Annotated in this window: 10 protein-coding genes; 6 read left to right on the top strand and 4 right to left on the bottom strand. The window is 68.6% G+C overall.

Annotated features, from left to right (window positions below; genetic code table 11):
* The first annotated feature begins 79 nt into the window (after positions 1–79).
* From ABZ803_RS24005 to ABZ803_RS23995, 3 genes are all read left to right on the top strand, one after another.
* Positions 80–1,192 (top strand): ABC transporter substrate-binding protein, encoded by a 1,113-nt coding sequence (locus tag ABZ803_RS24005; protein WP_357042181.1) that lies wholly within the window; start codon positions 80–82, stop codon positions 1,190–1,192.
* A 290-nt stretch (positions 1,193–1,482) separates the two neighbouring features.
* Positions 1,483–1,683, top strand: coding sequence for a hypothetical protein (locus ABZ803_RS24000; RefSeq protein WP_357042178.1), 201 nt, complete (start codon positions 1,483–1,485; stop codon positions 1,681–1,683).
* Positions 1,684–2,013: 330 nt separating this feature from the next.
* Positions 2,014–2,934 (top strand): alpha/beta hydrolase, encoded by a 921-nt coding sequence (locus tag ABZ803_RS23995; RefSeq protein ID WP_357042175.1) that lies wholly within the window; start codon positions 2,014–2,016, stop codon positions 2,932–2,934.
* 121 nt (positions 2,935–3,055) lie between these two features.
* Here the strand turns inward: ABZ803_RS23995 and ABZ803_RS23990 are convergent, their stop codons facing one another.
* Positions 3,056–3,997, bottom strand: a complete 942-nt coding sequence (locus ABZ803_RS23990; protein ID WP_357042173.1) for an NAD-dependent epimerase/dehydratase family protein — start codon at positions 3,995–3,997, stop codon at positions 3,056–3,058.
* 152 nt (positions 3,998–4,149) lie between these two features.
* On the opposite strand from ABZ803_RS23990, the gene ABZ803_RS23985 reads away from it, so the two are divergent.
* Both ABZ803_RS23985 and ABZ803_RS23980 read left to right on the top strand, forming a co-directional pair.
* Positions 4,150–4,836, top strand: a complete 687-nt coding sequence (locus tag ABZ803_RS23985; protein WP_357042170.1) for a TetR/AcrR family transcriptional regulator — start codon at positions 4,150–4,152, stop codon at positions 4,834–4,836.
* Between the two features lie 214 nt (positions 4,837–5,050).
* Positions 5,051–6,715: a sulfatase-like hydrolase/transferase gene (locus tag ABZ803_RS23980; protein WP_357042167.1), complete on the top strand. Its 1,665-nt coding sequence runs from the start codon at positions 5,051–5,053 to the stop codon at positions 6,713–6,715.
* Between the two features lie 3 nt (positions 6,716–6,718).
* On the opposite strand, the gene car is transcribed toward ABZ803_RS23980, so the two are convergent.
* Positions 6,719–10,192 (bottom strand): carboxylic acid reductase, encoded by a 3,474-nt coding sequence (gene car, locus ABZ803_RS23975; protein WP_357042693.1) that lies wholly within the window; start codon positions 10,190–10,192, stop codon positions 6,719–6,721.
* A gap of 255 nt (positions 10,193–10,447) precedes the next feature.
* Here car and ABZ803_RS23970 point away from each other — a divergent pair, with 255 nt between their 5' ends.
* Positions 10,448–11,899: an MFS transporter gene (locus tag ABZ803_RS23970; protein WP_357042164.1), complete on the top strand. Its 1,452-nt coding sequence runs from the start codon at positions 10,448–10,450 to the stop codon at positions 11,897–11,899.
* 311 nt (positions 11,900–12,210) lie between these two features.
* Here the strand turns inward: ABZ803_RS23970 and ABZ803_RS23965 are convergent, their stop codons facing one another.
* Together ABZ803_RS23965 and ABZ803_RS23960 are read right to left on the bottom strand one after the other, a co-directional pair.
* A complete protein-coding gene (locus tag ABZ803_RS23965; protein WP_357042162.1) occupies positions 12,211–12,696 on the bottom strand; it encodes a glutathione peroxidase in 486 nt (161 codons plus the stop codon).
* A 106-nt stretch (positions 12,697–12,802) separates the two neighbouring features.
* Positions 12,803–14,395 (bottom strand): succinic semialdehyde dehydrogenase, encoded by a 1,593-nt coding sequence (locus ABZ803_RS23960; protein WP_357042159.1) that lies wholly within the window; start codon positions 14,393–14,395, stop codon positions 12,803–12,805.
* Positions 14,396–14,508: the final 113 nt, after the last annotated feature.

The raw sequence follows: 14,508 nt of genomic DNA, 5'->3' as shown, positions 1-14,508 counted from the left end.
TGCACACGCACTACGGACGTTGCCATTGCGGGCCTCCGGACAAGCTGCCACCGAATCGCCGCAGAGGAGACGCCGACGCGTGAATGCGCCTCTACCGCCGCCTGAAGCGAGCCGGGCCGATGGATCATCGGTCCGGATCGGCGCTCTCGCTCCGCTGACCCGGCCCGGCTGGGCCGAGGCGGGCCGACACTTGCTCGCCGGACTCGAGCTGGCTGTCGGCGAAGTCAATGAGGCCGGTGGGATCGCCGGAAGACCACTCGAGTTGGTGGTCCGAGACACCGCGGCTGATCCGCGGCGGGCCGCGGCGGCCGTAGACGAATTGGCTCGCCTCGGCGTGGCTGCCTTGGCGGGCGAGTATCACAGTGTCGTCGCTCGCGCCGCTGCCGCCAGGGCCGACGCCCTCGGCCTGCCTTTCCTCTGCTCGTCGGCGGTTCTCGACGCGCTCACCGAGCAGCCGACGCGATGGGTCGCGCGCCTGGCCCCGGCGCAGTCTCGGGGCTGGCGTATCTATGCGGACTTCCTGCTCAACGCGGGCCACAGCCGAATCGCCGTGGCGGCGGAATCGAGCGTCTACTGGGCGTCCGGTGCCCGCGTTCTGCGGGACTGCCTCGCTCCACGCGGCGGCACCGTTATCGAACTCGACATGCGCGCGCTCACCCTCACGACGGTGTGCGATGAACTCGCCGACAACCGCGCGACAGCTCTGCTTCTTCTGGTCGGCTACCCGGAGCGGGCAGTGTCGATCGTCGAGTCTGTTCGCCGTGACAAGCGCCTCGCCGAGATCATGATCGGTGCTCCCGCCGGGCAACCGGAGTTCGCCGAATGGGCGAGGTTACTGGGCGCGGACAGCGCCGCGATTTCGTTCTTGCGATATCTGCCGGAGCGCCTCGGCCCCCTCGGCGCGCGAGTCGAGAAGGCCCTGCGCGAGCGGCTGACCGAAGCGCCCTCCTTCGTCGCCTTCGAGGGCTACGACACGGTGGCCGTCCTCGCCGACATGCTGCGTTCGCACGGCGCGGACCGGACCCGCACCGCCGAATCCTGGCCGCGCGTCGCAATCGAAGGCACCCGCGGGATGATCCGGTTCTCCCGCATGCCAGGCATCAGCGTTTGGCAATGGGCTCGAGCGCCGATCCAAGTCGCCGACCGGGATCCGGTGCGACCCGATCACTTTCGCGTCCTGTACGCCGGCTGAGAGACACGTCCCGGCACGGCTTCCGGTCCGGTCGTAACCGAGATGAGCGGGCTTCGGATCGGACCACACGGCCCCCGCCTTGCGATCCAGCGCTCGGCGGTGCGCCGATCACGTCGCGGCCGACGCCATCACCCGCTGACCGGTAGTCCTTTCGACGGTGATCTCCGACTTTCGACGGAGGCGAATGCACCCCTGCAGGGGGATGTTGCCGCGGCGGCGACAGGAAACACTGGAATCACGTCATACGGGATCCCGTGGCGTGAATGCTCAGCGAAACAAGGAGTCGACCGATGCAACAGCAGGAATGGCGGGGGACGGTTGTCGAGAAGTCGCGCGGGTTGTTCGACGGGGCGAACCTGTACCGGCGCTTGACCGTCAGGCTGTCGGACGGCAGTACCGTGAAGGTCCGGGTCGACCGGAAACTGTGGAAGACCGTGCGAGCCGGTGATTCGGTGACCAAGCACGTGGGAGCCGATCCGGTGAAGGACTGACGCGCCCGCAAGCCGGATCCGCACACTCGAAGGATTGGTTGTTCGCCACGCCGGGACAGTGGAAGCCTTCTCGACGCCGTCCGTCCGGCCCTGCACACCGATATCCGCGAGGCACACCTCGACGGGCCGCACGTGCGGCTTGTCTCCCCTCCAGCCCGAGAACTCAACCAAACGTTGTGGCCGACAGCTGGTTCGGTTGTTTGATCGCCCATCGCTTCCCCTGGTTGCATTACCTTCGATCAATGCGGGATTGTCCGGATCGGGTGGTGGGTCGAGGCGTTTCCCCGCTCCCCCGGCACTCCGCACGGCTTGCGGCTCGAACGGGAGAACATGGAGATCGGACTGAAGCGGCTGATCGATGAGCGGTCAGGCGCGTATGTCGAGGAGAGCAGACAGTTCAATGCGGCCGCGAAAGCTGTCGCGGGCCCGACCACTGTCGAGGAGCTACGGCAGGCGCGGCAGAGGCAGGCCGAGTCCCGCACGCCGGCGGGCGACCGGGCTACCCAGCACATCGCCGAAGCCGGTGGGCGTCGAGTTCCCGTGCGGATCACCGTCCCCCGGGAGGCCGAGATCCGGGGCGCTTATCTCGACATCCACCCTGGAGGCTTCTACCTCGGATCGGCGGCGAGCGGGGATGCTCGCAACGCTCATCTCGCCGACGGCCTCGGAGTCGCCGTGGTGAGCGTCGAGTATCGACTGGCGCCCGAGCATCCGTGGCCGGCGGCGCCCGACGACTGCGAGACCGCGGCCCTCTGGCTCCTGGAACAGGCGGAGTCACTGTTCGGGACAACGGTACTGGCGATCGGCGGAGCGTCGGCGGGATCCACGTTGGCCGTGAGCACTCTGCTACGGCTACGAGAGCGGGGCCTGACCGATCCGTTCGCCGGTGCCGTCCTGCAGTTCGGCGCCTATGACCTCAGCGGGCGATCTCCCGGCGGCAAGCTGTATGCCGACGAGTTCTTCATTCAGGCGTACGCCGGCCACGTCGCCGATCGGACCGACCCCGATATCTCCCCCCTCTACGGCGACCTCGGTGGCCTACCACCGACGCTGCTGGTGGTCGGTGGACTCGATATCCTCCTCGAGGACAACCTGGCGATGGCCGCCCGGCTCTCCGCGGCGGGCAACGAGGTGGACATCCGGGTGTATCCCGAGTCCACGCACGCGTTCACCTACCGTCCAACCGGCATGGCCGCCGTCGCCCTTCGCGGTATCGAAATGTGGTTGGCAAACCGCTTGGTCAGAGCGTAAATCGCCGCCGATTCACGCCGGATACCGCCGTTTATGAGTCGTCGCGGGGACGCCTTTTGTCGCAGCGCCGAGACATCGGGCGTCGCACAGCTCGAGACGAGGTCGCTGCGGACCGCGGTGCTCAGCCTAGGCTCGCCGATTCTTCCGCGCGAAGCGCGGTGATCGTCGCGCGCAGGGAGTCCGCGGTAGGTGTCGGTTCGATGCCGAAGGCCGCGGTCGCGGCGGAGGAATCGATGACGAACGGGCGATCGAACTGGTAGCGCATCTCGCGCATTTCGCGAGCGTCGGGATCGAACAGCCCTGCGGCCCACAGCATCGCGGTGGGCATCCGGCTCACGCGCGCGGGCGGCGCGTCCGCCACCGTCGCGGCGAGTCCGGCCAGTTCACGGATGGACATGGGCGGCGCGGTCGGCGTGTGCCATGCTCGGCCCCACGCACTTTCGTCGTCGGCGACCGCGACCAGCGTGCGCGCGGTGTCACCGACGTCGGTCCAGCTGTGCGCGGCGTCCGGATCGGCGGGGAACTGCGCCCGGCGCCCCGAGAGCACGGCGGGCAGCGCCACCATGGTGAACGCCGATTTCGCCCCCGCGCCGAGGTAGTCCGATCCGCGCACCTCCGCGGCGCGGACGCGACCCGCCTCGTGCGCGGCCAGCGCCGCGGCCCATATTTCCGCCCGAACCCGCCCTTTCACGCTGTTGGGGCGCAGGGCGTGCCGCTCACTGATCGGGCCGTCGACCGGTCCGTAGCCGTACAGGTTTCCGACGCTGAGCAGCGCGGCGCCGGTCACTTGCGCCGCCCGCAACGCGGCGGCGGCCAGCGGCGGAAAGTCGGTCGCCCAGCGGTGATACGGCGGCTGAGCGCATTGGAAGACGACCTCCGCCCCCTCGCAGTGCCGGATCAATGCCTCGGAATCGGTGGCGTCGGCGGCGACGCGCTCGATCAGCGGATGGTCCGGACCGCTACCGCGCCGGGTGATCACGCGCACCCGCCTGCCGCGTGCGGCGAGCAACTCGGCCGTGGCCGTTCCGACCGGACCGGCTCCGATGACGACGTACAGGGACATGGCATTCCAACCTGTCTGACGTTCTTGTAGAGAACACTGCTCTCTAATTGACGACTCGAGCCTAAGCCAGAACACCTATCCGAGTCAAGAACACTGTTCACAGTCTGTGCAGCCGTTCTCCTTTCCGTCCTTTGTTCCCTACACTGGGAGGAATGTCCGCCCAGTCACTGCGCGCCCGCGTCCGCTCCGAGATGATCGAGGAGATCAAGGCGGCCGCGCGCAAACGGTTGGCGGTGGACGGCGCGAACTTGTCCCTGCGCGGGGTCGCCCGGGACATGGGGATCGTCGCCTCGGCGCTCTACCGGTACTTCCCGAGCCGCGACGACCTGCTGACCGCGTTGATCATGGAGGCATACCAAGCGCTCGCCGCCGAAGCCGAAGCCGCGGACACGAGGCTGCCTGCCGCCGATCTGCGCGGCCGGTGGATGGCGGTGTGCTCGTCCGTGCGGGACTGGGCGCGGGCTCATCCGGCCGAATACGGCCTGCTCTACGGCAGTCCGGTGCCCGGATACGACGCGCCGGACGACACCGTGGCCCCCGCCGCGGCCGTGGTCTTCCGGCTTGTCGCCATCGCGCAGGCGGGTGCGGAAAAACTGACGCCGCCGCCGCTTTCGTCCGTGCTGCCCGCACCCGTGCACGCCGACCTGCGCAGGCTGATCGAGCAGCAGTCCTCCGACTTGCCCGAGGACGTGCTCGACCGGGTCTTCGTGGCGTGGACCCAGCTGTTCGGCCTGCTCAACTTCGAGATCTTCGGACGGCTGAACGGCATCATCGATGCCCGCGCCGACTACTTCGCCCACCACATGAACGTGCTGGCCGATCTGGTCGGCCTGCCGTAACCCCGGATTCCGGCTCTCACGACGTACTGCGCACCGCCGCAAGCGTCCCGGCCCAACCGAACGGGCTCCACCCGACCGGTCATTTGCGGCGATCACCTGGCGGCGTGTCCGCACCGGCGTGCGGCTACCGCGAGCCGGGCAGCGCTACGGTGACAGCACCGAGATTCTCCGCGTTCCATTCGCCCGACGAAAATCACTCATTCGTGGAGGAACATTGCCGAGCTCGTTCACTCGCAGGGGTTTTCTCTCCAGTGCGGCCACCTCGGCGACGGCCGCGGCCGCCGTCTCGACCGGAGCCGCTCCGGGCAGAGCGCGTGCCGACACCGATCCGGACAAGCCGAACATCCTGGTGATCATCGTCGATGAGATGCGGACGCCCGTGTGGTTTCCCGATCAGCAGACGTTGGACACCGTCCTGCCGAATATCGCCCGGATCCGCCGGGGCAGTGTGTCGTTCGAGAATCACTACACGGCGGCCAACGACTGCACGCCCGCTCGCGGCTGCCTGCTGACCGGCCTCTACGCGCAGCAGACCGGGGTCATGGTCGTGTCGGAGTCGACCTTGTCGCCCCTGTTCCCGACGTGGGGATCCATGCTGCGCGACCACGGCTACGACACCACGTACTGGGGCAAGTGGCATCTCGGCAGCTACCCGGATCGCACCCCGGGCGCGCTGGAGGCCTACGGTTTCCACGGCGGCACCTATCCCTCCCCGAACGGCGCGCCGGGGCAAGGGCTGCAAGCGGACCCGAAGATCGTCGACCAGTTCGCCGACTGGTTCCACAACGATTCCGGCGCCGCGCCATGGTGTACGACGGTGTCGCTGGTCAATCCGCACGACATCCAGTGGTGGCCGCGCTGGACCCGGCGCGACCAATTCAACGCCGACATCCCGCGGTGGATGAACGAACTGCCGCCCAACTTCGAATCCCTCGAACAGCTCTCGCGCAAGCCGCGCCTGCAGATGGCGCTGGTCGAGGTCTCGGCGGTGGCGTTCGGGGTGGCGCCCTACGGGACACCGGAAGCCATGCAGGCCTGGATCGAGATGCGCAACCTGTATCTGTGGGCGCAGCAGCAGGTCGACATCCAGATCGGTCGCGTGCTCGACACCTTGCAGTCCCGTCCCGATGTCGCCGCCAACACCGTCGTCGTCTTCACCTCCGACCACGGCGATTACGCCGGTTCCCACGGCCTGCACGGCAAAGGCGGCGCCGCCTACGACGAGGCGCTGCGGGTGCCGCTCTACGTACACGACCCGCGCGGATACCTGAGCCCGGTGGACGGCACGACCACCAGGGACCAGCTCACCTCCAGCGTCGACTTCACTCCCCTGCTGCTCACCATCGGCACCGGCGGCAACGAATGGCGCGGCGACGGACGCTACGAACATCTCAGTGGGCGCTTCGACATCGCCGCGCTCTGCCGCGACGCGGGCGCGGCGGGCCGCCCGTGGGTCGCGCACACGACCGACGAGGCGTCGATCGAGGAAGCCGCGATCCTGTTCAACCAGGACGCCCCCGGCCACGTCGCGATGGTGCGCACCGCCGAGGCGAAGTTCGCGTCCTATTCCCAGTGGGTGCACGGCCGGATCCAGATCGATCCGACGCGCGAGCAGGAGTTCGAGCTCTACGACTACAGCACCGACGGCGGCCGGCTCGAACTCGACAACCAGGCGGCGACCGGGAATCCGCTGCGCGGCGACATGGAGCCGCTGCTCGACAACGTCATCCGCACCGAGATCCAGCAACCGCTGCCGCCGTATCTGCGGGCCGCCCAGGACGAAGGCATCGGCGACTACATCTCGGCGCAGACGAACATCCTGGTGCAAGCCGAACGGATCGGCAACGCCCTGCTGGATGCCGTGCCGAGGCCGTCCTGACTCCTACAGCAGGCCCCGTAATCGCAGGTCCGTCGCGTATTTCTCGATGAGTTCCCGCGATATCTGCGGAATATCGTGCTCGGCGCCGATTTTCGCGGCTCGGACGGCGGAGCGGAACCTCTCCGCGGGAAGCGCCGAGCCGCGAACGGCCGGGGCCGGTCGCCGATACGCGTGCAGCAAGGGCAGGACGGAGGCCTGGCGCTGCCATTCCGGCAGCGCCCGCAGGGCGGTCTCGAACCGGGTGAACCACTGCTGGTAGTCGGCGATGCGCTCGATCCGGTGGCCCGCGGCGATCAGCCAATCGACGAACTCGTCGAGCGAGCGGCCGTCGTCGTGCGGGTTGAGCACATCGAAACTCTGGAAGCCGGTGCCTGCCGTCGCGCCGAGGGCGGTGATCGCGTCCGCGGTGAAATCGGCGGGCAGGCCGTCGTAGTGGGCGCGCGAGCGGTTGCCGTCGGCGTCGGTGCGGTAGAAGGAGAACGGCGCGATCCCCGTGACGATCAGGCTCAGTAGCAGCCGGGTGAAGATATCCGGCACATTGAGCTGGCCGGCGTAGCGCCGGTCGGCGAGGATCATGTCCGACCGGAACACCGCCACCGGCAGTCCGCACAGGTCGTTGGCCTCACGCAGCAGCACCTCACCAGCCCACTTGCTGTTGCCGTAGCCGTTGGCGTAACTATCGTCCACCGCGCGGACCGGGCTGATCTCGCGAATGTCCCCGTCCTCGGCGAAGACGGCCGGATCGATCTGCGCGGCCACGGCGACCGTGGACAGATAGGTGAACGGCTTGAGCCGCGTGGTGAGGGCGAGGCGGATCAACTCGGCGGTGCCCACCACGTTCGGGCCGAACAGTTGCCGGTACGGCAGCACGTGATTGACCAGCGCGGCGGGATGCACGATCAGATCGACGCGGTCGGCCAGCCGATCCCACGTCCGATCGTCCAGGCCGAGGTTCGGCTCCCCGATATCGCCGGGGATCACCTCGAGATGCGCGGCGGCCAGCTCGCGGAATTCCCGGACCAGCGTGGGATCTCCGGTGTCGAAAGCGCTGTCGAGGCGTTGGCGCGCCGCGTCGGCGTCGGAGCCACGGACCAGGCAGACGAGTGTGCCTGCGGTGTCGTGCATCCGCCGCAGCCACTCCAGGCACAAGAAACGCCCGAGATAGCCGTTCGCGCCGGTGAGCAGCACCGTCCGCGCGGTCTCCGTGGGGCGCGGCAGCGACGGCGCCGCGGCGAGCGTGGGTGCGTCGAGGAACTTGTCGAGCGTCAGATCGGCGGCACGCACCTGCGACCCGGCACCGTGCACCGTGGTGTACGTGGCGCCTCGTCCACCCGAGACACGCACGGCCGCGATGTAATTCGCCACCTCGCGCAGATTGTTGGCCGGGCTGATCACCACCGACACCGGCACCTCGACATCGAAGATCTCGTGCAGCAGGTTCGACAGCGACAGCGCCGACAGCGAATCACCGCCGAGATCGGTGAAGTGCGCGTCGGGACGCAGATCGGCGTCCGCGCAGCCCAGCACGGCCTTCGCCGCGCGGCCCACCGTCTGGAGCACGGGCAGATCGACCGCGCTGCGGCGCAGATCGAGCAGTTCGTTCGCCTGCCCGGCGTCCAGGTCGGCGTACAGCTGCCGCAAGCGCGGCTCGTACCGCTCTCTCAGCTTGGGGCGAAGCAACTTTCCGATGCCTGACAGCAAACCGTTGGCGGTGGTGAACGGCTCCGGCTCGATCAGGAAATCGCGCGGGATCTCATAGGATTGCAGTTCGGCGTCCTTGGCGAGCTGTCGCAGCGATTCGCTCAGCGCCGTCTTCATCTTCTCGGGGTCGCCCCAGCCGAGCACGTCCTCGGTGGGCACGATCACGGCCAGGAGATACGCACGTTCGCTGCTGCCGTACACGAAGATCTGCTGGATCAGCGGACTGGTCGCATAGACCGCCTCCAGGTGCGAGATCGCGACGAATTCGCCCTGGGAGAGTTTCAGCACGTTGTTGCGCCGATCGACGTACGCCAGGCGATCCGGGGCGAGTTCGGCGACGATGTCGCCGGTCTTGTAGAAGCCCTCCTCGTCGAAGATCTCGGCGGTGAGCTCCGGCCGCTTGTAGTAGCCGGAGATCAGGGTGGCGCTCTTCAGCAGCAGCTCACCGCGCGGATGCGGTTTGTCGGTCCGGAAGTAGCCCAGCTCGGGGACGTCGGCGAGCTTGTAATCGAGCACCGGCGGCCGCTGCACCCGTTCGTCGATGACGACGACGCCGCCCGCCTCGGTGGACCCGTACCCGTCGTGCAGTTCCAGCTCGAGCACCGACTCGACGAACGATTTCATCTCCGCCGACACCGGCGCGCTTCCGCAGATCGCCATGACCATGCGTCCACCGAGGAAGTGCTCGCGCAGTTCGGTTTTCACCTGCGCTTCCAGCGCGGCCCGGTCGACGCCCGGCCCGTCGCGCCGATCCACCTCGCCCCGGAAGCGCTGGAAGATCATGTCGCACACCCGTGGAACGAAGAACAGCTCGGTGGGCCGCGCCAGCGCGATGTCGTCGAAGAGTGTGGACATATCGCTCTCGGCGGTGAAATAGGCGGTGCCGCCGCGGGCCAGCACGCCGGTCAGCGACCCGCGACCGGCGACGTGGCTCATCGGCATGTAGTTGAGGTTGATCGCGGCGACATCGCGCCGGTTCACCCATCCCCTGGCGACCAGCCGCTGGGAGTACATCGCCCCCTTGGGGGTTCCGGTGCTGCCCGAGGTGTAGATCAGCAGCGCCAGCGGGTCCGCGCCCGGCTCGGCGGCGAACAGCGGCGCGGGCGGCAGCGATCTGCCTCGCGCGAGCACCTCGTCGAGCGGTTCCACGAGCACGGAGCTGCCCGCCTCGGCCAGGCGGGCGCGGGCCGCTTCGAACGCCGAGCGCTGGTCGTCGTCTCCCGGGTGGTAGTCGAAGACGACCAGCCGTTGCGGCCCGGCCTGCGACAGCGCGCACGTCACCGCGGCGTCGAGCAGCTCCGGCGTCGCGGCGAGCACCCGCGGCGCGGTCTCCGCGACGATCGCCGACAGCTGGGCGACCGGCGCACTGGATTGCAGCGGAACCGCGACCAGCCCCAAGTGGATGCAGGCCAGGTCGAGAGTGGTGTAGTCGCTGCTGGTGAAGCCGAGAATGCCCACGAAATCGCCCGCTCGGAGCGGCTCGCGCGCATCACCGTGCCACGCGGCGGCTACGGCGCGCACGCGCTCCCACAGCTCGCCGTAGGTGATCGTGTGGAACTCCGGCAGCAGGCTCAGTGTCGTGCGGCCGCTCTCGCCGGTGCGCAGTTCGGTCGCGCGCGTGCCGAGGGCGGGCCGGTCGGCGTAGCCGACCATGACCGTCTCGACGATCTGGGCGAGCCCCGCGCCGGGCTCGCGAAGCTTCTCGGCGATTTCCGCACGCGGGGTGGCGTTGCGAATGTCGTCGTTTTCGGCGTACAGCCGGGTGATGCGGCGCATGAGCCGCTCCCCGCGTATCTCGAGTGCCACGACGGCCTCCTTGGTCCGGGAACGCGCGTTCACCAAACACGTTAGCTCGCCTAAGTACTTCGGGTGGGCGATAGCGGAGGCAAGTGTCTGTGACACCGGACACAGTGCCGGATATGTCCCAAAATTGTGCGGTATTCCCTTGCGGCACACGCTCAGCCTGGTGCTGCCGGTACCAGTGTCAACGGGCTCCTGTTACCGGTGCACGACGCACCGCATGCTCGGAGCATGACACAGACCATATCGCCGGGACCGGCGTCGGCAACGACGCCCGCCGCCGCTCCGGCCGCCCCACCCGCCGCGCTGGGAGCGCGGCGCTCGCTCGCCGTCCTGGCCGTCATCCTCACCGGCCAGTTCATGGCGGTGCTCGATTCCTCCATCGTCAACGTCGCGATCCCCTCCATCCGGGGTTCGCTGCACACCAGCGGCGCGGCCCTGCAACTGATCGTCGCCGGCTACGTCATCGCCTACGCCGTCCTGCTGGTCACGGGCGCACGACTCGGCGACCGGTTCACCCAGCGCCGCACGTTCGTCGCCGGACTGGCGCTGTTCACCCTCGCCTCGCTGGCTTGCGGACTGGCCTGGAACGAGACCTCGCTGATCGTCTTCCGGTTCGCTCAGGGCGTCGGCGCGGCCGCGATGGTGCCGCAGATCATGACGCTCATCCAGCGCACTTTCACCGGTCATGCCCGCGCGCGGGCGCTGAGCGTCTACTCGGCCATCATCTCCGGCGGCATGGTCGCCGGGCAGGTGCTGGGCGGACTGATCGTCAACGCGGACCTGTTCGGCAGCGGCTGGCGCGGCGTGTTCCTGGTGAACGTGCCGATCGGCGTCGCGCTGCTGGTCGCGGCGCCGCGCATACTGCCGCCCTCGGCTCGGCGTCTGGAGCGGCGGCTCGACCTGCCCGGGCTGGTCACGCTCACCGCCTCGGTGCTTTCGCTGGTGTTGCCCCTGGTGCTCGGGCGCGAGCTGGATTGGCCGATGTGGTCGTGGATCGCGTTGATCGCCAGCGCGATCGGCTTCGCGCTGTTCGTGGTGATCGAGCGCATCGTCGCCTCCCGTGGCGGCGAACCCCTGTTCGCACGGGCCGTGCTCACCGCGCCGGGCCTGATCTGCGCCGCGGTCGCGTTGTTCGTGATCATGGCGACCTTCGGCGGCTGGATGTTCGTCATGGCGATCCACTTGCAGAGCACGCTCGGCTACAGCGCCCTGCACGCGGGCCTGCTGTTCGTCCCGCTCGGCGTGACCTTCGCCGTCGCCAGCCTGAACTGGGAGCGCATCCCGGCTCGTTTCCACCCGGCGATGATCCCGCTGGGGCTGGTTCTCGGCGCGGCGAGCATGGTGACCCTCGGCGCGCTGCTGCGCGACGGCGCCGAGGTCGGTCCGCTCGCGCTGACCCTGCTCGGCTTGTGCGGCGCGGGCAACGGCATCGCGTTCAGTCCGCTCATGACCCGCACGCTGGCCAAGGTCCCGACGACTTCGGCCGCGGACGCGAGCGGCATCCTGGTGACCAATGTGCAACTGGGCATCGTGGTCGGGATCGCCACCTTCGGCTCGCTGTTCCTCGGCCTGGCGGGCAGCACGGTGACCAGCGCGGCGCACGCGCTGGGCGGCACCGCGATCGCCGAGGGCTGCACGGTCCTGGTGGCGGCGGCTTTCGCGGCCCGCGCCGCGCGGTAGCCGGCCGCCGTCCGACGACCTTCGAATCATCGCGAGTCGAACCATCGCGAATCGCCGCCGCCGCCGCGCATCCTCAACAGTGGGTGCGCCGTCGGTGGCCCGAGCCGGATCGTGCCCGGCTCGGGCCACCGCTCCCGGCGGCGGCTCGCCGGCTGGGATCGCGGCGTCTACCGCACCGAGTACACCGGCACCACCCTGCGTGACCACCTCGGCTTACGCGAGCCCCTCACCCGGCGATCCTGACGCCGACGTCGTCGCGTGGCGCATCGCCGAGAGGATGCGCCACGCGTGCCGGGCTTCTCGCGACCGCTTCAGAGCACGGCTTCGATGGCCGCGACCAATTCCGGCGCCTCGGGGGTGGTGCGCGGGCGGAAGCGGCCCGCGACCTTGCCGTCGCGGTCGATCAGGAACTTCTCGAAGTTCCACTGGATGTCGCCCGCGTTGCCTTCGGCGTCGGGGGTCTCCACCAGCTGCTGGTAGAGGGCGTGGCGCTGGTCGCCGTTGACGTCGGTCTTCTCCAGCAGGGGAAAATCGACGCCGTAGGTGGTGGAACAGAACTCCTGGATCTCCTCGGCGGTGCCCGGCTCTTGGCCCATGAACTGGTTGCACGGCACGCCGACCACGCTGAGACCGCGCGGACCGAAGGACTGATGCAGCTCGACCAGACCGGAATACTGCGGCGTCAGCCCGCATTTCGAGGCCACGTTGACCAGCAGGACGGTGCGGTCGCCGACCAGGTCGGCCAGCGTCGTCGATTCGCCCGACAGCGTGCGTAGCGGAACTTCTCGAAGACTCATGCGTATCCGTTCTCGATGCACTGGGATCCACCCCGACGGCCACGCTACCGGATCGGCGGGGGCGGTGACCGTTGCGGGCGCGACGGTTCCAGCGGGGGAACCGCGCTCAGCGCAACCTGGTTCGGCGCATCAGCCGCAGCGACGTCAGGGTCATCTTCAGCTGCTTGTCGTAGGGCTGACCTGCCCGCGCGGCGAGCACCTGTTTCTTGAGCACGCCGACGTTCACCGTGTCGGTGTACTTCAGCAGGCCCTGGTCACCGTGCCGGGTGCCGACACCGGATTGCTTCACGCCACCCGATGGCGTTCCTTTCGCGGCGTAGGTCGCGACGAAACCGTCGTTGATGTTGATATTGCCCGCCTGCAACTGGGCGGCGATCCGCTCGCCGTGCGCGAAGTCCCGGGTCCAGACGCTGGCGTTCAGGCCGTAGTCGGTGGCGTTGGCCAGGCGCACCGCCTCCTGCTCGTCGTCGAACGGGTACACGGTGACGACCGGGCCGAAGGTTTCCAGCGTCGCGTGGGTCATCTCGGGGGTCACCCCGGTCAGTACCGTGGCCTCGTAGAACGCCGGACCGACGTCGGGGCGCGCCTGCCCGCCGACGTGCACGGTGGCCCCTTTCGATCGCGCATCCTCGACATGGGCGGCGACCCGTTCCAAGTGCTGGGGGGAGACGAGGGAACCGAACTCCGGCGTGTAGTCGTAGGCCCCGCCGATCTTTCCGTTCAATTCCGCCGCGGCGGCGACCAACCGGCGGAGGAACTCGTCATGGATGGAGCGGTGCACGTAGATCCGCTCGATGTGCATACACGCCTGCCCCGAGTTGGCGAACACCGCGAACACCGCGCCGGGGACCACCTCGTCCAGGTTCGCGTCGGCGAGCACGATCATCGGATTCTTGCCGCCCAGCTCCAGGCTGCACCCGATGAGGTTGCGACCGGCCTGCTCGCCGACGATCCGGCCGGTGGCGGTCGAGCCGGTGAACATAACGAAGTCGACGTTGTCGATCAGGGTCGGCCCGATATCGGGTCCTTCACCACACACCACCTGCACCAGACCGCGGGGCAGTCCGGCGCGGTGCAACAGCTCGACGCCGAACAGCACGCACAGCGCGGTCTTGTTGTCCGGCTTCAGCACCACGCCGTTGCCCGCCATCAGCGCGGGCATGGCGTCGGACAGCGCGATGGCGAAGGGAAAATTCCACGGCGCGATCACCGCGACGAGCCCTTTGGGACGGTGCTGCTCGGTGGAGGTGGTCAGCAGCGGCATCGGGCCGCCGCGCCGCTTCGGCCGCAGCACCCGGCGCGCGGTCTTGAGATAGTGGCTGACCACCATGGGCACGTCGCAGGATTCCTCGACGGCCATGCGACGGGTCTTGCCGCATCCGATCTGGATGAGGTCGGCGATGGTCTCCACTTCACCGAGGATCAGCTCGTGCAGCCGTTCGAACACGCGCAGCCGTTCCCGCAGTGGCCGCGCGGCCCATTCCGTCTGCGCGGCCCGGGCGGCGGCGCACGCGCGCAGGACGTCCTGCGGGGTGGACTGCGGAAGCGCACCGACCGGCGCGCCGGTGTAGACCTCGGTCATCTCGAACGGCGCCGCGCTCCCGTCGGCGGCGACCAGGCTGGTCAGCCGGGTGATCAGCTCCCCGGTGATCCCGGCGGGCAGGGTGCCCGTCGCCTTGTCGGTGTGTGCTGTGCTCATCGGATCATCTCCATGACGTCGGACATCGCCGCAGGTGCCGGGCCGGACAGTGCGCCTGAATTAGAACACGTTCCGGTTTCGGATTCATCGTATTCGCCCCCGCCCGCCCTGCC

Source organism: Nocardia sp. NPDC047648, from assembly GCF_040642815.1.
Taxonomy (GTDB): domain Bacteria; phylum Actinomycetota; class Actinomycetes; order Mycobacteriales; family Mycobacteriaceae; genus Nocardia; species Nocardia gamkensis.
This window is presented reverse-complemented; position numbering and strand designations above follow the sequence as displayed.